The sequence below is a fragment of the Schaalia sp. JY-X159 genome (genome assembly GCF_014525425.1).
Taxonomy (GTDB): domain Bacteria; phylum Actinomycetota; class Actinomycetes; order Actinomycetales; family Actinomycetaceae; genus Scrofimicrobium.
This window is the reverse complement of the sequence record NZ_JACEXI010000004.1, coordinates 1-18859: the sequence shown is the minus strand read 5'-3', so window position 1 is coordinate 18859 and position 18859 is coordinate 1. Positions and strand designations below refer to the sequence as shown.

General features: G+C 57.5%; 18 protein-coding genes and 1 pseudogene. 4 read left to right on the top strand and 15 right to left on the bottom strand.

All coding sequences use genetic code 11. The features are described from left to right. The first annotated feature begins 2 nt into the window (after positions 1-2). Entirely contained in the window at positions 3-1364 is a 1362-nt protein-coding gene (locus tag IDL90_RS07550) for a phosphotransferase (RefSeq protein ID WP_182142010.1), read from the top strand. Beyond that, positions 1361-3544, top strand: a complete 2184-nt coding sequence (gene glgB / locus IDL90_RS07545) for a 1,4-alpha-glucan branching protein GlgB (protein ID WP_182142009.1) — start codon at positions 1361-1363, stop codon at positions 3542-3544. The genes IDL90_RS07550 and glgB overlap by 4 nt, the downstream gene beginning before the upstream one ends. A 376-nt stretch (positions 3545-3920) precedes the next feature. On the opposite strand, the gene IDL90_RS07540 is transcribed toward glgB, so the two are convergent. The 15 genes from IDL90_RS07540 to atpB all read right to left on the bottom strand — a co-directional run bounded on the left by IDL90_RS07540 (position 3921) and on the right by atpB (position 17120). Next, positions 3921-4814, bottom strand: coding sequence for a co-chaperone YbbN (locus IDL90_RS07540; protein WP_182142008.1), 894 nt, complete (start codon positions 4812-4814; stop codon positions 3921-3923). Between the two features lie 30 nt (positions 4815-4844). Beyond that, the gene (locus IDL90_RS07535; RefSeq protein WP_182142007.1) at positions 4845-5888 is read right to left on the bottom strand and encodes a hypothetical protein; all 1044 of its coding nucleotides are present in this window, start codon (positions 5886-5888) and stop codon (positions 4845-4847) included. Positions 5889-5935: 47 nt separating this feature from the next. Further along, a complete protein-coding gene (locus IDL90_RS07530; RefSeq protein WP_182142006.1) occupies positions 5936-7237 on the bottom strand; it encodes a hypothetical protein in 1302 nt (433 codons plus the stop codon). A gap of 151 nt (positions 7238-7388) precedes the next feature. After that, entirely contained in the window at positions 7389-7631 is a 243-nt protein-coding gene (locus IDL90_RS11540; protein WP_259349598.1) for a hypothetical protein, read from the bottom strand. A gap of 64 nt (positions 7632-7695) precedes the next feature. Further along, positions 7696-8904 carry an N-acetylglucosamine-6-phosphate deacetylase gene (locus IDL90_RS07525; protein ID WP_182142005.1) on the bottom strand — a complete coding sequence of 403 codons (1209 nt, stop codon included), beginning with the start codon at positions 8902-8904 and terminating at the stop codon, positions 7696-7698. A gap of 31 nt (positions 8905-8935) precedes the next feature. Beyond that, a complete protein-coding gene (gene nucS, locus IDL90_RS07520) occupies positions 8936-9634 on the bottom strand; it encodes an endonuclease NucS (protein WP_187994988.1) in 699 nt (232 codons plus the stop codon). 36 nt (positions 9635-9670) lie between these two features. Further along, positions 9671-10078, bottom strand: coding sequence for a DUF2550 family protein (locus IDL90_RS07515; RefSeq protein WP_182142003.1), 408 nt, complete (start codon positions 10076-10078; stop codon positions 9671-9673). Positions 10079-10108: 30 nt separating this feature from the next. Then, positions 10109-10381 carry a F0F1 ATP synthase subunit epsilon gene (locus tag IDL90_RS07510; RefSeq protein WP_182142002.1) on the bottom strand — a complete coding sequence of 91 codons (273 nt, stop codon included), beginning with the start codon at positions 10379-10381 and terminating at the stop codon, positions 10109-10111. Continuing rightward, positions 10374-11825, bottom strand: a complete 1452-nt coding sequence (gene atpD / locus IDL90_RS07505; RefSeq protein WP_182142001.1) for a F0F1 ATP synthase subunit beta — start codon at positions 11823-11825, stop codon at positions 10374-10376. The genes IDL90_RS07510 and atpD overlap by 8 nt, the downstream gene beginning before the upstream one ends. A gap of 42 nt (positions 11826-11867) precedes the next feature. Further along, entirely contained in the window at positions 11868-12797 is a 930-nt protein-coding gene (locus IDL90_RS07500) for a F0F1 ATP synthase subunit gamma (protein ID WP_182142000.1), read from the bottom strand. Positions 12798-12799: 2 nt separating this feature from the next. Then, positions 12800-14431, bottom strand: a complete 1632-nt coding sequence (gene atpA, locus IDL90_RS07495; protein ID WP_182141999.1) for a F0F1 ATP synthase subunit alpha — start codon at positions 14429-14431, stop codon at positions 12800-12802. Between the two features lie 51 nt (positions 14432-14482). Further along, the gene (locus IDL90_RS11720; protein ID WP_182141998.1) at positions 14483-15295 is read right to left on the bottom strand and encodes a F0F1 ATP synthase subunit delta; all 813 of its coding nucleotides are present in this window, start codon (positions 15293-15295) and stop codon (positions 14483-14485) included. Further along, positions 15295-15852 (bottom strand): F0F1 ATP synthase subunit B, encoded by a 558-nt coding sequence (gene atpF / locus IDL90_RS07485; RefSeq protein WP_182141997.1) that lies wholly within the window; start codon positions 15850-15852, stop codon positions 15295-15297. Before atpF ends, IDL90_RS11720 begins: the two co-directional genes overlap by 1 nt. Before the next feature lie 11 nt (positions 15853-15863). Then, complete coding sequence (gene atpE / locus IDL90_RS07480; RefSeq protein WP_182141996.1) at positions 15864-16067, bottom strand: ATP synthase F0 subunit C; 204 nt, start codon at positions 16065-16067, stop codon at positions 15864-15866. A 51-nt stretch (positions 16068-16118) separates the two neighbouring features. Continuing rightward, positions 16119-17120, bottom strand: a complete 1002-nt coding sequence (gene atpB / locus IDL90_RS07475) for a F0F1 ATP synthase subunit A (protein WP_316930309.1) — start codon at positions 17118-17120, stop codon at positions 16119-16121. A 136-nt stretch (positions 17121-17256) separates the two neighbouring features. Between atpB and IDL90_RS07470 the strand changes: the two genes are divergently transcribed. Together IDL90_RS07470 and IDL90_RS07465 are read left to right on the top strand one after the other, a co-directional pair. Next, positions 17257-18006, top strand: coding sequence for a hypothetical protein (locus IDL90_RS07470; RefSeq protein WP_187994986.1), 750 nt, complete (start codon positions 17257-17259; stop codon positions 18004-18006). Between the two features lie 197 nt (positions 18007-18203). Next, positions 18204-18859 (top strand): annotated as a pseudogene (locus tag IDL90_RS07465) (IS1634 family transposase); the annotation flags it as partial.

Here is an 18859-nt window from a genome sequence, read left to right as displayed (position 1 = left end):
GCATGGCAAACAACAATGAAGTTGAAGCGCTGGATCCTGACTTCACCGCGAAGGTCACCAGCGCTGTCTCCCCGTGGATACTGCAGCAGCGTTGGTGTCCGACCGGATACCAAGATCTGCACCCGGTTGTCCTGTGGCGATTGCCTTCTAAAGGCGAAGAGAATGCGCATGCGCTGCTCCTCGTGGCGCGTCTTGATGAGAACGGACCCCTCCTGCAAGTCCCCTTGGTGGCAGCAGCAGAAAGCGCGAACCCGTCCTCGGCTACCCTTGTCGCAACCACCGAGGACGGGTCCCTCTGGGACGGGACTGTAGAACCCTTGTTCTGGAAGGCATGGGTGCACGTCGCCTCGGTCCTAGCGGGCACGAGGGCGGAACTAGCCCAGTCGGCCGCGAACGTAAGACCATTGGGCATGGAGCAATCCAACAGCTCTGTGATCCTCACAGGCGGGGCAACTCGCCTGATAGCCAAGGTGTTCCGAGTCCTTCAACCCGGCGTTCATCCCGAGGTGGAGCTTCCTACCGCGCTCACGGAGACGGGATGGTCCGGCGTCCCAAAGCTCTATGCCACGTGGGACCTTCCGCCACTACCAGATGACCTCGGGGGATTCCCCTATTGCTCAGCGGTTGTGTCACAAATGATCACGGGTGCGACGGACGGGTTTGACCTGTTTGTGGACTTGGCGACCAAGGGTGAGGATCCGAGCCGTGAAGCCACCGCCCTCGGTATCCTAACCGCACAGATGCACGGCGGCTTGCGGAGCGCCCTCGGCTCCGGGACCCCCTTTCTTCCTGCAGACTTGGCGGAGAGGGTGGAAGGCGGCCTCAAGCGCGCGAGCCTAGATGACATGAGCTGGCCGCATGCGGATCTTAGGAAGCGACTCACACAAGTACTCGCCGACAATATGGGGGGATTGATCACCTCGATCGAGACCCAACAAATCCATGGCGACCTCCATTTGGGCCAGACCCTCAGATCACCGGATGGTTCCTGGTACGTCCTCGACTTTGAAGGGGAACCACTGGCCGATATCGCGCAGCGTTCCGCTCCGGACACACCGCTTCGGGACATTGCGGGGATGTTGAGATCCTTTGACTACGCGTGGCAACGGGCCAACGATGGACCCGATACGACGATGTGGACAAAGAATGCTCGCGATGCGTTTCTTAGGGGCTACAGCTCAGAGAGCGCACTTACTGACGCCGACTTGATGATTCTCGGCGTCTTAGAAATTGAGAAGGCGCTCTACGAGGTCGAGTATGAGGCCAAGTATCGTCCCGACTACCTAAGGGTCCCGCTAGCCGCCCTGGAAGTGCTTGCGAATCTGCACGGTGAACAATCCAAAGTGAGAGACTTGAAGCTATGACTAATCAGCCTGTTTCCATATCCCCCGAAGTCCTGGATTCGGTCGCTCGAGGTGAGTACCACTCGCCTCACTCTGTGCTAGGCGGTCACCCCGAAGATGGGATCGTGACTGTCCGCACCGTTCGTCACCTCGCTGATGAGGTGACCGTAGTGACCGCTGACGCCGAGTACCCGGCAAGCCACGAACACAACGGCGTGTGGGTTGCTGTTCTTCCTGGCGATACCGTTCCTGACTATCGTCTCCGTATTCGCTACGGCGATACCACCACCGTGGTGGACGACCCCTACCGCTTCCTTCCATTTGTTGGCGAACTGGATCAACACCTGTTCTCCGAAGGCCGATTGGAAGAGCTGTGGCGTACCCTCGGAGCCCACCGCAAGCACCTCTCTGGATCCATGGGTGACGTCGATGGAGTCGCATTTGCAGTTTGGGCACCAAATGCGCGCGCAGTGAGGGTCGTTGGCGACTTCAACTACTGGGATGGTTCGGGGTCCTCGATGCGCTCCCTGGGGTCCTCCGGCATCTGGGAGCTTTTCATCCCGGACGTACAGATCGGCGCTCGATACAAGTTTGAGATCCAGGGACCGGAAGGCAACTGGTTCCAAAAGGCAGACCCTCTCGCGAATGCTACGGAAGTCCCCCCTGCTACGGCCTCGGTGGTAACGCACTCTGAGTACGAATGGGAAGACGAAGAGTGGCTCACCAAACGCGCTGAGACCAATGTTCATGAAGGACCGATTTCGATCTACGAATGCCACATTGGGTCCTGGAAGCAGGGTCTTTCCTACCGCGACCTCGCTGATGAGATGGTCCCCTACCTGCTGGAGATGGGTTACACCCACGTAGAGTTCATGCCTGTCATGGAGCACCCATTCGGTGGCTCGTGGGGCTACCAAGTCACCTCCTACTATGCCCCAACTGCACGTTTTGGCTATCCTGATGACTTCCGCTACCTGGTCGATCAGCTCCACCAGGCCGGTATCGGGGTAATTCTGGACTGGGTTCCCGCACACTTTCCAAAGGACGCTTGGGCGCTTGCCCGTTTTGATGGCACCCCTCTGTACGAGGACGGGGACCCGATGCGCGGCGAACAGCCAGACTGGGGAACCTACGTCTTCAACTTCGGTCGCAATGAGGTCCGTAACTTCCTAGTCGCAAACGCGAACTACTGGTTTGAAGAGTTCCATGTTGATGGCCTACGTGTGGATGCCGTCGCATCGATGCTCTACTTGGACTACTCGCGTGAAGAGGGTCAGTGGCGCCCCAACCAGTTCGGTGGGCGAGAAAATCTTGAGGCCATCCAGTTCATCCAGGAAACCAACGCCACTGTCTACCGCCGCTACCCGGGTGTCATCATGATTGCCGAAGAATCGACTGCCTGGCCCGGTGTTACGGCGCCAACTTCTGGCGGGGGCCTCGGCTATGGCCTGAAGTGGAACATGGGGTGGATGAACGACACTCTGCGCTACATGGCAGAAGATCCGGTTAACCGTCGCTGGCACCATGGTGAGCTGACCTTCTCACTTGTCTATGCATTCTCGGAGAACTTCATTTTGCCTCTGTCTCATGATGAGGTCGTCCACGGCAAGGGCTCGATAATCGCAAAGATGCCCGGCGACAAGTGGCAGAAACTCGCAAACACCAGGGCGCTGTACGCATACCAGTGGTCACACCCCGGCAAACAGCTCTTGTTCATGGGCCAAGAGTTCGCGCAGGAGGGCGAGTGGAGCGAGTCGTATAGCCTCGACTGGTGGCTCCTCGATAACCCGGAACATCAGGGGGTCGCGCGCCTTGTCAGGGATTTGAACCATATCTACCGCTCGTCGCCTGCCATGTGGGATGACGACTACACCGGCTTTGAGTGGATCGATGCGGGGGATGCGGACCACAACGTGGTCTCTTATGTGCGCCAGGGACGCAACGAAGATGGAGAGATGGAGCATCTGCTCTGCATCATCAACTTTGCTGGTAACCCGCACGAGCACTACCGGGTCGGTCTACCATTCGGTGGTGATTGGGAAGAGGTTCTCAACTCTGATGACCTGGCCTACGGAGGATCAGGGGTGACGAACCCCAGCGTCCTACATTCGGAGGAGCTGCACTGGAACAATCGTGATCATTCGTTGTCGCTGTCTGTTCCGCCGTTGGCTGCAACGTTCCTTCGGCCCGTCAAGAAGTAGCCTTGTGAGGAGCTAGGGCAGAGAGCACTTACGGTGGGGGGATTCGCTACGGCGGGTCCCCCCACCCCCATCTCAAACCGCGAGATCGAATAGTATCGACAGCTTCGGGTCCAATAACAGTGTAATATGTCGATACTATTCGATCTCGCGGGGAGGGGGTGGGTAGTGACGGCAGCGGTGACCGGTCGTAGAGGCGAGAGGAATACCCACAGCATCTTCTGCAAAAGCCCCTTAAGCCACATCAATCGTCTTCATCTGCACGTAAGGTTGCCGTAATCCCCTAAGGTTGCCCCCGTTCTTGCGAATTACGAGCAACTCTAAGGGATCCCGGCAACCTTACGTGGCGGAGGGGTAGTCGGGGCGAGAGGTGCCCCGCCTACACCATGAGGTGCGTGGCAAGTCTGTTCCGCGCGGCCTTCACTGCTGCGGTGTCACTCGCTATTGGGAACAAGCCGACGAGGGCGCGACGGTACTTCTCTTTGTCGCTCTCATCTTCTGCTGAGATCAGTGCATCAAGTAGGACGTTAAATGCCCCTTGCTCATCACCAGCCGCGAAGTGAGCGTCAGCAGATGTTGTGGGAGACTCAGTCATCGCTGCCCCGCCCGCTAGTTCCTTTTCATAGCGACGCTCAAACCGCGCTCTAGCAAGGGCGACTTTGGCTTCCTTGTCTGCGGGGTTGTTTGCCAGTACCTTTTTCCACGCTTTTACCGCCCCGTCCCAGTCGCCTTCCTCTTCGGCAGCTCGGGCTGGTAAGTGCTCTTCAGGTGTTGGAATCTCCGTGTCTTCATCAGAAACTTCGAGACGTCCGGTCACACCCAGCTGCTGCGCCGCTTGGAGCACCTCTGTGAGGATGCGCTGCGCCTCTGCCGGTGTTGGTACGCCCTCGAACAAGGGAATGGGGCGCCTTGCAATGATCGCAAATGTTGCTGGGACACTCTGCGCCTGGAATGCGGCTGCAAGCTGCGGACTAGCTTCAACATCAACCCGTCCGAGCTGCAAGGACCCGTCTGCTGAACGTATCAGCGACTCCAAGATCTCAAGGGATTGTTTGGAAGCGAGGGATCGTGGAGAATACAGCGCGAGGACCACTGGCACCTCTTGCGAGAGCGCCATCTGCTCTTCAAAGGTCGCCTCTGTAACATCTACGACAAGTGGCGCGGGAACATTCTGCGCCAGCCCGGAGCCTTCAAGACCCCCATCAGCTACTGGAGCGACTTGGTCTGCAACCATATGTGACAGGTCTACGCCACCAAAATTGCTCGATTCCACAGCTTCCACCAAATTCCCCTCCAGCCGAGGCTAGCCTGCTGGCTCTGTGTCATCCCGGTCAACCGACGTGATGACACGCTCAGAACCCACGACGGAGACTTTCTCGTCAGATCCTTGTGGCGGGACAACGAAGAAGATTGACACTAGATAATTGACGCTGACAGAACCGATAACGTTCTTGTCCTCAAGATAAGCAGCAGGAGTTCCCGCCATCTCCAGCGTTGATCCCGGAACCGTGCGACTGTACGTCATCGAGTATGTGAAAGCCGCCGATACCAACGACTGTTCAGTATCCAATGAGACGCCCACGATGGGATAGTCCCCCACAGCAGCCGAGGCCGTAACACTGCCGGCCACCTGTACCGCCTCGTTGACCTTAGTAAGTTCCTCGGCATACCTGGGAGCAAAGACGTTGTCGTCAAAGAGGGCATACTCTTCGTTGTCAGGACTATTCAGATGGTTAACGTAGGTTGTGAGTGTTTCCTGCGGGGTCATAATTAGGCCCTCGGAATCGGCCTCCAACACCTTGGATCCGTCACGGATACCGACGCCACGCACGGAGGTGCCCCCAACTAGCCGCGTCCAGTTCTCCAGCTTGTACTGGTCTCTAGCGGACTGCTGGGTGATGAAGTAGACCTCTGCGGGCTGGTCTCCCGAAGCATTTGAGGCTACTAGCAGAACACGTGGCCATGAGTCACCAACAGTCGCGGAGAAGACCTCTTGGTTTATGGTCAGTGCAGGAATCTCCGTGTCTGTCTTCTCAGCTCGGACAAACTGGCCTTTTCTCAAGGTCAGCGCGGGGTCAACAACTCGTTCTTCGAGAATCGACGTATCGTTCTCTTCAACCGATGCGTCCAAATCCGCCTGAATATCAGCAACGATTCGCCTCACTTGGTCTTCCGTCAAGGTCAAAGAAAGATCCGAATTGGTTGTGCCTGACTGCGCACCTGACTGCGCACCTGATTGCGTTGCCGACTGTGGGTCGGCAACCTCCAGCACGGGCTGGGAACAGCCGGCAAGAACTAACGCGGAACTAGCGGCTAGAGATAGTAGTGCTGTTGTGGACCGCTTCATGGCTTTCTCCGTTTCCAGACTGCTCGGGCGGCGAGGATGGCGGCAAATCACTGCTCGACGTCACCCATAGCCTCACTCCACTTATTGGGTCGCACGCTGCGCTCGTGGAGCACCCGATCCGGGGTGGGGTCTTCCTCGGTGGGTGTGGCGGTCGTCGTAAACTCTCGCTCCCCGACAACCAGGCGGCTTACTCCGCGCCGGTGCGCGTCGCGTAATGCTCGACGGGTTGGGAACGAGCCCCCACCCTGCTGCAACGCAGAAAGGTTCATCATTCCCGAATCAGTCGTGACCGTTTCGCTACGAGACGCTTCAAGGCGTGACGGTTGATCATCCTTGGTGGACGGCTTGTCCTTGGCTTCCATATCATCCGTGGCCACGCTGAGTTCCTCATCACCGGCTGAGTCTGCATCACCGGCTAAGTCTGCATCACCAGCCGAGTCTGCGTCGGGGCGCGAGGGCGTCACGTCATCAACTTCTTGGTCGATTGACTCCACGGTTTCTGCCGCGTCTTCTGCGACCACCTCCGTGGGATCCGCCGTCTCAGTAGCCTCCACCGAAATAGCATTCGTGGACTCGACGTGGTCAGTCGTGGAGAGTTCCGGAAGAGTAGCAATCTCTGCGGTATCGGTGCTGGCTCTCTCATCCAGCGTCCGCAGCGCCTCAGACCTTGACGCCCGGCGACGAGCTGCCCCCGCAAGCGACACGGCGATAATCAGCGCCATGATCGTCGCAATCGCTGCACCAATGAATGATGCCACGGCCAGCAGGTTTGATTGCGGTGTCTGCCAAGTCAATGTCAACGTTGGCGCGGGGCCCACTCCGTCAGTTGCAGCGAGGATTGACAGTCCCATGTCGTCCCCACTTAGGGTGAGACTGACAGAGCCACGCCCATAGTTTTCCGCGACCCACATGTCAGAGCTAATGGGACTGGCAGCCTGAGCGCCTGACTGTGGCTCTTCCACACTCTCCGCGCCGCGACCTGATTGAGCTTCTCCAGATTGTGGATTCGCCTCAACCCCGTGGGGAATTGTCTTGAGGGTTTGAAGATCAAGCAGACCAACAATTTCCTCATAGGGTTCATCCTGCAACCAGGCGGTGATGTCTTCCGGGCTGCCAACTGCAAGCCAGACATCTTGGTCTGGCTCGGCAGTAACATTGATTCTGACACTGTCCGCATAGAGGGGGAAGACGCCCGCGCGGGTCATGGCAAATGGCTCTGTGGGGTTGTGCGTTGCGCTAACCTGCTGGGCTGGGCGCCACACCGTTAGTGCCAGAGCGCCAACAGCCAGCAATGCTACGGCAATGATGCCGAGCACGATGGGCACCGAATATCTTTTCGCCTTGCTCACGGCCAGTTCCCTCCCAAATACTGCGTTAGTACAGAATAAACCAGCTATTGGGCTCGATGGCGAGCACTAGGACACAATCTGTACTACGCCAAAGATACGCCACATTGGAATCAGCCGCCTCTTTAGTAACAGCTAGGCCCTTTTCATCGGCCTAGTCGGGACGCAACCTTCGCCTCCAGCACTCAGAGTGCCAGTGTCGGCGTGCCTGCACGCCCACAGGGCGCCCAAAGCGCGAATCTTCTGGCCATGCCACGACATGTTCTGTCCCCGCAGGGATCTGTTGCAGACAGCCGGGGCAAATGTACGTCTTATCGCCACCTCCTACATGCTGAACTTGGTAACTATCTCCGCCCGGCCCGCTCTCACTGCGGGGCACGCCCCTCAGCGCGTCCATATTGAGAGGGCGGTGTTCCCTCCCGTTGTGGGCGCGCTTCGAGCCGCGAGACTTTGGCACGACCCTACTGGGCTACGACGCTGGCGCCGTTGCGGAACACCCGAACCGGGTGCAAGTCATCAGATGCCACGAGGATATCAGCCCGCAGACCGACTTTGATCTCACCGCGATCCTCAAGACCCAGGACCTTAGCTCCCTGCTTGCTTGCCATGTACACGGCATCTTCCAGCGGTATACCCCCGTCGACAACGGCGATGCGAACCTGGTCCATGATGTGCGAAGTTCCTCCGGCGAGATTTCCACCTTCGGTCAGACGGGCAACTCCGTCGGCAACTGTGACTGCATTGGGTCCGAGGACGTAGTCGCCATCAGCCATTCCAGCTGCAGCCATAGAGTCCGTGACGAAGACGGCATTGTCGCGCCCGACGATCTGGGCCACCTCATTGACCAGCAGTGGATCGAGGTGCACCCCATCGCAGATCATCTCAGCAATGATTTCGCCGTCCTGAGCGCTCGACAACAATGCCGGAATTGGACCCGGAGAGCGATGGTGCATCGGAGGCATACCGTTAAACAGGTGCGTCACCGTGGCCTTGCCTCCGCGGATCTTGTTCTCTGCAAGCAGGTCAACACCCATTTCGACGGCTTCGTTTGCTTGCGAAACCGTGCAGTCCGAGTGACCCCATGATGGGAGGATCCCTCCCTCAACCAGCAGGCGAACCGCCTCGCGACCGTCCTCGTCCAAACATCTTTCGGGAGCCAGCGTGATGGATACGGCATACCCGCGGCCCGCCTCTACTAGCTTCGTTGCGTCGGTCGGCGTTGCCGGAACTAGGAACGCGGGGTTCTGAGCTCCGCAGCGCGCCTCAGAGAGGAATGGTCCCTCGTAATGAATGCCTGCAATGATGCCCGCCTCAACGGCGTCAGCCAACAGACCTGCCCTCTCTTCAAGCACCGGGATTGCTGCTGTGACAAGTGAGGCAACCAGAGTAGTTGTCCCATATTTCAGGTGTTCATTAGCCGCCTGTTCGACATCAGCCACAGTCAGGGAATCAGGGAACGAAGCCCCGCCACCGCCATGGCAGTGCACATCGATGAGGCCCGGGAGAATGTACCCGTCTGCGTCTAGCCGCGAGGCATCCGCGTAACGGTCCGGCAGATCCGCCTGGCTTCCGACCCAGGCTATTAGCTCACCTTCGATCACTACTGCACCGTTCGTGATGGTTTTATCAGGTAGCACGACTGAACCCGTTAGTAACTGAATATCACTCATTTTCCTTCGGCCTTTGTTTGGAACTCTCTGACTAGAACAGGCGGTCCTGACTGTTATCCATTCCCCGCATTGCCGCATAGTCCAAGCTTAGACACTCAATACCACGGTCCGCGGCAAGAACTTTGGCCTGATTAGTTAGTTCTTGACCCGCAAAGATTCCTCGAATCTCCTTGTAGCGCTCTTCCCGCCCCAGAAGATCCAAGTAGCGGGTCAATTGCTCGACTCCGTCGATGCCGCCGCGCCTCTTGACCTCTATAGCGACAGGATGCCCCTGCGGGTCATAGACCATTAGGTCGACAGGACCAATCGGCGTTGGGTGCTCACGACGTTGCAGGCGCCACCCCGGTCCGAGAATGGTGGAAACCTGTTCTGCCAGGAGCTCTTGGAGGTGGGCCTCTACCCCATCCTTGCGCAGGCCGGGGTCCTCCCCCAGCTCCTCGACAACTTCCGCGATCTTCTCGTAGATGCGGATAAGTAGGGCACCATCCATCTTCTTTGGCTGCACAGTCCACACGGCCACGACACCGAGCTCTGACTCGTCCTCATCCGGTTCGCGTTCCGTAAGGACACACGGAGCTGTCATCCAGTTCAGTGGCTTGTATGAACCCCCATCGGAATGAACCAACACGGAGCCGTCTGCTTTGAGCATGAGCAGACGTCTTGCACGCGGCAGATGGGCATCAAGCCGACCCGTGTAGTCCACCGAGCAATCGGCTATGACCAATCGCAACGCGTACCCCTTTCAGAAGAAACCTAGGAACCCTGGCTATCCACGGAGACCGGGAGGTGCGGAGTTCACCCAAGAGATCAGCCCGGCAGCGTCTCCCTGCGCCAACGCAAGGGTGAAGAGACCTTGAGGGGAGCGGAGTCGGACGATGATGTAGCTATTGTCCGCTGTTGGGACTGGTCCCCCCACCACTTCAAGATAGGCCCGTGGCAGTAGCAGGTCCGGTGTCGTCCTCGGACTGGCCAAACGGTACCAAGCCAGATTGATTTGTCCGTAGAGCGCTACACCACGAATCCATTGGTCGTCACCCGGCCGAATGATCCACGTACTAAATGAGGCTTTTCTACCCACGAGGATCGCTGCGCGCAGTCCCAAGAAGGTCAGCATCGCCAGGATAACCACGAGGATCAAGGCGGAGACAGCAAGAAAAATCATCCCTGCACTCATGCTCGCCTCCGGTTTCGTGACTCTGCAACACTACTTGGAAGAAATCTCTCCGCCCTGGGCGACGATCGTCACATAGTCTGAATCAACGGATGCAAAGCCACCGTCGATTGAGACAGTCACCTTCACTCCCCCTTGCGCTTGGATCTCAACCTCTCCGGCTTCTAATACCGTCAGAAGAGGTTGGCGACCCGTGAGGATACCCAAGCGCCCATCCACCGCTGGGACCGCCACATATGAGGCATTCCCTTGCCAGAGGGGTTCCAGCCGAGAGACAACTTCAACATGAAGCTTAGCGTCACTCACCGTCCTGGATTTCCTTCCATCTACGTTCGATATCCTCGATGCCGCCGATGTTGAAGAAAGCCTGCTCTGGAACATGGTCGTAGTAGCCGTCAGCAATACGCTTGAACGCTTCGATCGTCTCCGAGAGGGGAACCGTGGAGCCGGGTAGGCCCGTAAACTTCTCCGCCATGTATGTGTTTTGTGAGAGGAACTGCTGAATCCTCCGCGCCCTAGCAACAGTGACCTTGTCTTCTTCAGACAGTTCGTCAACACCAAGGATTGCGATGATGTCCTGCAACTCCTTGTTCTTCTGCAGGATCGACTTCACCCGGGTTGCAACATCGTAGTGTTCCTGGCCAACGTGCTTCGGATCAAGCAGTCGCGACGTTGACGTCAGTGGATCAACCGCGGGGTACAAGCCTCGTGAAGCAATCTCACGTGAGAGCTCGGTTGTCGCATCAAGGTGAGCAAACGTCGTTGCAGGCGCCGGGTCCGTGTAGTCATCAGCAGGAACATAGATTGCCTGCAGCGAGGTGATCGAATTTCCACCGGCAGAGGTGATGCGCTCCTGCAACATGCCCATCTCATCTGCAAGGTTCGGCTGGTAGCCGACCGCTGAAGGCATACGGCCCAAGAGTGTCGAAACTTCAGAACCCGCTTGAGTGAAGCGGAAGATGTTGTCGATGAAGAGGAGCACGTCCTGGTTCTGAACATCGCGGAAGTACTCTGCGATCGTCAGCCCTGTGAGGGCGATACGTAGACGCGTCCCAGGCGGTTCGTCCATCTGGCCGAAGACCAGCGCGGTTTTATCCATGACGCCGGCCTCTTCCATTTCGTGGATGAGGTCGTTGCCCTCACGTGTTCGTTCACCCACCCCGGCGAACACAGACACACCACCATGGTCCAGTGCAACTCGTTGGATCATCTCTTGGATGAGGACGGTCTTGCCGACGCCCGCACCGCCAAAGAGTCCGATCTTTCCACCCTGCACATACGGAGTAAGCAGATCGATGACCTTGATCCCCGTCTCAAACATCTTCTCTTGACCTTCAAGCTGGTCAAACGAGGGCGCGTCCCTGTGAATGGGCCAGCGCTCCTTGATGTCGAGAACCTCATCCTTCTCCAAGTTCAGGCATTCGCCTGTCACATTGAAGACGTGGCCCTTGGTCACTTCACCAACCGGGACTGTGATTGGACCACCCGTGTTAGTTACCTGCGCCCCGCGCACCAATCCATCAGTTGGCTTCAGTGCAATGGTTCGCACCATGTTGTCACCCAGATGCTGGGCAACTTCAAGGGTTAGAGTTGTCAGCCCTTCGCCCTCGCCCTGGCCGCGTAGATCGAGATCTACGAGCAACGCATTGTAGAGCGGGGGGATCGCATCCGGGGGGAACTCAACGTCAACTACGGGACCCACAACGCGCGCAACGCGACCCTCGGCGGGCTTAGTCTTTTCGTCTGCCATCTCTGTCTCTTTCCGCGGCCACGGGGGCCTAATCCGTGTTGTCTAGTTGGCCTGCGAAAGAGCGTCTGCACCCGAGACGATTTCGCTAATTTCCTGCGTTATTTCACCCTGGCGTGCCGCATTTGCAAGCCTGGTGTAATCGGTTATCAAGTCTCCGGCATTTTCTGTTGCCGTGTGCATTGCCTGCTGACGTGCTGCCAACTCCGACGCTGCGGACTGGACCATTGCGGTCGCAATGCGATTGGTTACGTAAAGAGGAAGTAGCGTGTTGAGAACGCTGTCCACATCTGGAATGAACTCATACTCTGGGAAGCCCGTACCATCTGGACCAAAGCCCAGCTCGCCTTCGCCCTCGCCTTCTCCCTGGGGAGCATCGACGACCCTAAGCGGCACGATCTGGCGGATTTCAGGTATCTGCTTCACCATGGAAATGAACCTGGTGAAGACAATTTCAACCGCAGCCACACCTGTTGCAGGGTTTGGATCGAGGAAGTACTTGAGTAGTGTGTCACCGACCTCGTACATACGTTCTTCGGACGGACGGTCCGAGTCGCCCTCCCAGGCTTTCTCAATTGGGATGCCACGGAATCTGAAGAACTGCGCCGCCCGCTTACCGGAGGTGAAGAGAACGGGCTCCTTCCCGTCCTCGCGGAGTTCTTCCATCAGCCGTGCCGTTTCACGCAATATTGTTGCCGAGTACGCCCCGGCCAATCCGCGGTCCGAGGAAATGGCAAGAACTGCAACCCTGTTCGTATCAGAACGTTCCTGTGTGAGCGGATGGTGGATGTCCGAGTGCACCGCAACGGCCGCAACGGCCGCCGTCAGGGCACGCGTGTAAGGATCTGCTTCGACTGCGCGCTTACGTGCGGCACCGATTCGAGAAGCAGCAATCATCTCCATCGCTCTGAAGACTTTTTCAAGCGTTTCAGTTGCGCGGATCTTCTGCTTGTAGACCCTCTGTTGACCACCCATTCCTAGTCCTTCTTCGCACCGCCGCGCGTGCGGACGATCTCTTCTTGGGTACGCTCGGCCTCAACTTCGCCCTCTGCTGCCCCATCCTTCGAGACTACAAACGACTGGTGGTAGTCCTCAACCGCACTCTTCAGATCACTCTCGAGATCTTCTTCGAGCGTTCCCGTAGCGACGATCCTCTCCAGAACATCTGTGTGTGCCCGCAAGTGGTCCAGAAGACCGTCTTGGAAGGGGCGAACCTCTTTGAGTTCGAGGTCGTCTAGGTATCCCTTCGTGCCTGCCCAGATCACAGCGACCTGATCCTCAACACTCATCGGGGAACTCTGCGACTGCTTCAGCAGCTCCATCATGTGCTCACCACGTGTCAACTGCGCCCGAGTGGTCGCGTCGAGGTCGGAAGCAAACATGGCGAACGAGGCCATCGAACGGTATTGGGCAAGCGTCAGCTTCAGGGTGCCCGCAACCTTCTTCATAGCCTTGATCTGCGCGTCACCACCAACACGGGAGACGGAGACACCAACGTCAACCGCCGGGCGCTGGTCGGCGTTGAAAAGGTCCGACTGCAGGAAGATCTGGCCGTCGGTGATTGAGATGACGTTCGTCGGAATGTAGGCGGAGACGTCGTTTGCCTTGGTCTCAATGATTGGCAGACCCGTCAGGGAGCCGCCTCCGAGTTCATCCGACAGCTTCGCGCATCGTTCTAGAAGACGCGAGTGGAGGTAGAAGACATCACCCGGGTACGCCTCACGGCCCGGTGGGCGACGAAGCAGAAGTGACACTGCGCGGTAGGCTTCTGCCTGTTTTGAAAGATCGTCAAAGACAATCAGGCAGTGCTTTCCACCGTACATCCAGTGCTGGCCGATAGCGGATCCCGTGTAGGGAGCCAAGTACTTGAATCCTGCGGGGTCCGAGGCCGGTGCAGCAACGATGGTCGTGTACTCCAGTGCACCAGCATCAGCAAGAGTCTTGCGGACGGCAGCGATGGTCGACGCCTTCTGTCCAACGGCAACGTAAATGCAGCGAACCTGCTTCTTGGGGTCACCCGTTGCCCAGTTGTCCTTCTGATTCAGAATCGTATCGATCGCGATAGCAGTCTTGCCAGTTTGCCGGTCGCCAATAATCAGCTGACGCTGTCCACGGCCAATCGGGATCATGGAGTCAATGGCCTTAAGGCCCGTCTGCAAAGGCTCATGCACCGACTTACGCTGCATGACGCCGGGAGCCTGCAGTTCGAGGGCGCGGCGTCCCTCCAGGTCCGTAATCTCTCCGAGGCCGTCGATGGGTTTACCCATGGGATCGACCACGCGCCCCAGGTAGCCGTCGCCAACCTGAACTGAGAGGACCTCACCTGTGCGGCGAACTTCTTGACCTTCTTCAATCCCTGAGAAGTCACCCAGAATGACCGTTCCAATCTTGGTCGGTTCCAGGTTCATCGCGAGTCCGAGCGTTCCGTCCTCGAACTTCAGGAGCTCATTGGCCATCGCTCCCGGAAGACCTTCAACCTGCGCGATGCCGTCGGCGGTTTCAGTAACGTGACCGACCTGCTCGGCCGTTGCGTCCACGGGCGTAAATGACTCAATGTAAGAGTCCAACGCTGCCCGAATGTCTTCCGGGCGAATCCCAAGATCAGTCATTGATCGTTCCTAATCGCTTCTGTGTCCAAGTCATGTGAGAGAGGTCTGTTGCTACTTAGCCATGGCCAGACGTGCCATGGCAATATCCGTACGGATCGAGGTGTCGATTGATTCCTCGCCTATATCGAGACGGAAGCCGCCGATCAACGATGGGTCAACCACTTGCGCCATGTCCACGGGACGTCCCCACTTCCGCTCAGCAAGTGATGCCATCCGGGCTGCCTGGGCCTCAGTCAATGGACGAGCAGTACTACATACCACCAGTGCCCTGCCATTCATGTCAGAAGCCCGTGCCGCCATTCGCCGAAGCAGTTGCACTAGGTGCCCGTAGCGCACGTCGTGGGCTGCCCGCATAATTAGCTTCTGCGCGATTGGGCTGACGTGGCCCTCAAAAATTTTCCCCGCGAGGGCGGCTCTCTGGTCGGCGTCACCCTCCCCCAAGTCAGACAGTTGAATCCGCAAGTCGCGGTTGCTGGCAATCAGCGCGTAGGCATCCACAAGCTGCTGGCTGAGGTCGGGGTTCTTCTCGTAATCCTCTGCGAGAACATACGCGTCCATGCCGAGTTCACGAATTGTGGTCCCCAGTTGGTCCTGATGACCCCAGTGCTGGCCTACCAGCAGGGAGATCACTGCCATGGTGACTGAGCCAACCCGCGCGGAGAAAACACTCTCAGCGAGGTTCACTCGGTCAACTGGCGTTCGGCCAGGGTCCGTCAGTGCCCGCAGGAGGCGCCGGTTCTGGCTCAGCGTGTCGTAAACACCAAACAGTTCAGCACCGACTGCTTCACCCTGGGGACCAATCTTGATGTCCCGGTGAAGCAGGTCGCGTGCGGCCTGAAGGTTCGACTGCTGTTCCGCTCCCACTAGGCATCCGCTCCCGTGGGGGTCGAAGCCAAGTCGGCCTCAACATCGCTCATGAACCTGTCGATTACACGCTGTGACAGTTCTTCATTTGTGAGCTGTTCGCCAACGATGCGCTCTGCCAGCTGTGTCGCTAGAGTACCCACATCTTGACGCAATGATATTGCGGCAGCAGCGCGCTCCGTGGCGATGTGACGGCTTGCAGCTTCGGTAATTCGAGCTGCTTCAGCCTGGGCTTCATGGCGACCTTGGGCCACAATTCGGCCTGCGTCCTTCTGTGCGTCACCGCGGATCTCCCGGGCCTCTTCCTGCGCCTTGCGAAGAACTTCTTCACGCTCACGCTTCGCGAGTGAAGCATCCTCTTTCGCCTTGTCGGCAGCATCGAGTCCCGCGTCGATCATCTCGCGGCGGTCATCTATCATTCCGTAGATTTTCGGAAGCGCTTTGCCCAGCACCAACCACAGCCCAAGCATGATTAGCGCCGACCAGAAGATCTCATAAACCGGCGGAATCAAAACATCAAGGCCACCTACGGCTGCGGCCTCAGCTGGAAACGGCATGGTTGCAACCATCAGACAATAAATGCCAGAACGAAGCCGATCAGGGCAAGGGCCTCGATTAGGGATGCACCGATAATCATGTTCGTAAAGAGGCGACCAGCGACCTCGGGTTGGCGTGCTGTGGCTTCCTGTGTACGCGCAACCAGGATGCCGATGCCGAGGCCCGGGCCGAGTGTTGCAAGGCCGTAGCCCAGAATAGTGATGGAACCGGTCATCGTTTCTTCCTTCTGTTGTTACTTGGTTTTGGTTGGGATCAGTTGTTTGGATTAGTGGGCTTCGACTGACATCTTGATGTAGACGGCAGTCAAGATGGTAAACACATAGGCCTGCAGTACTGCCACGAACATCTCAAACAGAGTCATTACCACGGCTGCGGCCAGGGTCAGTGCGGAGACGGGAACCAGGGCTCCGACGCCAATCAGCAGCACCTGGGTTCCGAAGTATGTCAGGGCTAGGAGCATGTGGCCGGCAATCATGTTAGCCAGAAGACGAATAGCCAACGTAGCGGGTCGCACGATGAAAGTTGAGATTAGTTCGATTGGAGTGAGCAGGAAGTACACGGGCCACGGGATGCCGGGAGGGAACAACTGTTCCTTGAAGAAGCGCAATCCCCCACGTGCCTTTATACCCGCACTGATGAAAGTCACATACGAGATAATCGCGAACACCAGTGGAACTGACATTACAGAAGATGCTGCGATGTTGATTCCCGGAACGATACCGGTGAGGTTCATTCCCAAGACGCCGAAGAAGGTGAAGGCTAGGAGCGTACCGTAGCGCTTGCCGCGGCGAGTCCCGAGGAGCTCGATACCAATGTTCTGGCGAACAAACGACACGCCAAGTTCAATCAGCATTTGGCCGCGAGATGGGCGGAGTGTCACGCCAGCAGCCGTCACGGCAAAGATGAGTGCAACAATAGCGGCAGCGATGATCCGTGCCAGAGTGAGTCGGTTTAGTTCGAAAGCAGTCCCACCCCAGATGATTGTTTCTGGGAAGAAGTCGGCCATGCCGGGACTGTGAACGTCCTCGATCGGATGGCTAAATGCGTCGACTATGCCGGGATAGAACGTCACAACCACGACGCCCAGGAGCAGCACCAGGCCGAGCCACCACCACAGCGGCCGTGCAGGATTGCTCCGTGCAGTCTCTGTCTTGTGGGTAGCGTCAGGCAGGCGATTCTCCGCCGGCTTGGCCACAGTTGCCGTGGTCAGAGCGTACCTCCAGATATTCGTGCCTTCTGCTGTGAAGACAATTGCCCAAACTACCACCGCGTATAGAGGTGGACGACGATCATGCTATCAGGCCAACCGGGAACCGGTTGCATGTGTAGGCTTTCAAAGTGAGTAAGAACGCCCACTAGAAATGAGCTAGTTGGGGCGTCCGGTAGTACTAGGAGGAGGAACTGTGAGCCAATTGGCATCTACCCCGCCCCAAAATGCCAAGTCGGCCGAGCAGAGTGATGACTCACCTGATAGCGAAAAGGTCCCCGGGCAGGACTCTTGGCTCGCGAAGACGGGTGGGGAAGCAGGTATAACGGTTGGCTTAGTTGCGCTGCTCTTATTTCTAAGGATGTTCGCAGTTGCGGACTGGAACTGGACCGTCGTGGCTTCCCTTACTGAGTCATTCAATTTTGACGATGCCTTCTCTATTCTTCTTGGCACCCTGTTTGAGCGACCCACCATTTCTGGAATCCTCATTGCCATTGCCCTACCTCTGGCCATCTACCGGGACTATTGGCTTTCCAAGAGGGATCTGGGTAAGACCCGCGCTAACAACTGGTTCATCATTGTCGTGCTCCTCGCAACCGCCTACGTGTTGACCCGGACCCTGCACATGTGGTGGGTGATCGTCTGGTCGGTAGCCCTCACAGGGCTGTTGATTCTGGTATCGAAGCTGGCGAAGCGTAAGGGCTGGAGGCGCCAGGTTGCGAGACTCGGCACTCACGTGGGTATCGTGATTGGTGTCGCTCTGCTTGCAGTTGCCTCAACAGTAGACACCCCCTGGGTTGAGAGAGAACAGATCGTCCTTCAAGAGGAAACGATCTACGGGTACGTCCTCGACAGCAACCCCGGATTCCTCAAGATCATGACGGATGATCGAGAAATCCTCATCACTCCGGACAGCGACGTGGTGAGCCGGACGATCATGGACTAGTCCGCAATCTCCGACGGAACTGTCTTCTTCTTTTCTGGCACGAACGCCAGCACTTGCACAGCGGACGTGAGGGCAATTCCTGAAACCTGACTTGGACCACCTGGGGCTCTTTTGGTGTGTTGGGTTTGTGTTTGTGCTGGTCATGGGTGGTTTGGGTTTGGGTTTTGGGTAACTAACGGGGTTGGTAGAATGCCCAGGTGAGTCCCTTTTTGCGTAAAGTTCCCACTGCTTCGGGGGCGACCGCGGTGCAGATCGTGGATAAGAGTGGGGGCCAGTACCGCATTGTTGAGCATCTTGGGTCAGCTCACAGCCCCGGTGAACTTGCCGCACTAATGCAGGTAGGTCGGGAGAAGCTGCATCCGGGTCAAGAGGAACTGGATTTAGGTTTAGACCCCACAGTGCGTGGCGGGGCGGTTGTGCAGTCTCAGTCATCACGGCTCTTGGTGGAAGTGATCCAGAATGCGTGGGATGCTCTGGGGTTTGATGTAATTGCAGATGAGGGGTTCTTTCAACTGGTGCTGGCCCGTTTGGTGGAGCCAACTTCAATGGTTGATAGTCGCCGCGTGTTGGAAGAACTGGGGGTCACCCCAGTGCATTACTCAACCTTCAAACGAGTCCTCACAAGGGCTGGGGAGCGTGATTACCGGGGCCAAATCGCTACAGCCTGCTTCGAGCACTCCGCAGTTACGAGTGGCCTGTCCTTGCTGCTTTACGACGTGACGACCCTATATTTTGAGGCTGAGAAAGAGGATGACTACCGCAAGGTCGGGTTCTCTAAAGAACGCCGGGTTGACCCCCAAATCGTGGTGGGCCTGCTGGTGGATCGGGCGGGTTTCCCTTTAGAGATTCACTG

Coding starts and splice junctions, on each gene's coding strand:
- IDL90_RS07535 (WP_182142007.1), bottom strand. CDS start 5,888: ATGAAGCGGTCCACAACAGCACTACTATCTCTAGCCGCTAGTTCCGCG.
- IDL90_RS07500 (WP_182142000.1), bottom strand. CDS start 12,797: ATGGGTGGTCAACAGAGGGTCTACAAGCAGAAGATCCGCGCAACTGAA.
- IDL90_RS07515 (WP_182142003.1), bottom strand. CDS start 10,078: ATGAGTGCAGGGATGATTTTTCTTGCTGTCTCCGCCTTGATCCTCGTG.
- atpD (WP_182142001.1), bottom strand. CDS start 11,825: ATGGCAGACGAAAAGACTAAGCCCGCCGAGGGTCGCGTTGCGCGCGTT.
- atpE (WP_182141996.1), bottom strand. CDS start 16,067: ATGACCGGTTCCATCACTATTCTGGGCTACGGCCTTGCAACACTCGGC.
- atpA (WP_182141999.1), bottom strand. CDS start 14,431: ATGACTGATCTTGGGATTCGCCCGGAAGACATTCGGGCAGCGTTGGAC.
- atpF (WP_182141997.1), bottom strand. CDS start 15,852: ATGCCGTTTCCAGCTGAGGCCGCAGCCGTAGGTGGCCTTGATGTTTTG.
- IDL90_RS07550 (WP_182142010.1), top strand. CDS start 3: ATGGCAAACAACAATGAAGTTGAAGCGCTGGATCCTGACTTCACCGCG.
- IDL90_RS07525 (WP_182142005.1), bottom strand. CDS start 8,904: ATGAGTGATATTCAGTTACTAACGGGTTCAGTCGTGCTACCTGATAAA.
- IDL90_RS11540 (WP_259349598.1), bottom strand. CDS start 7,631: ATGGACGCGCTGAGGGGCGTGCCCCGCAGTGAGAGCGGGCCGGGCGGA.
- glgB (WP_182142009.1), top strand. CDS start 1,361: ATGACTAATCAGCCTGTTTCCATATCCCCCGAAGTCCTGGATTCGGTC.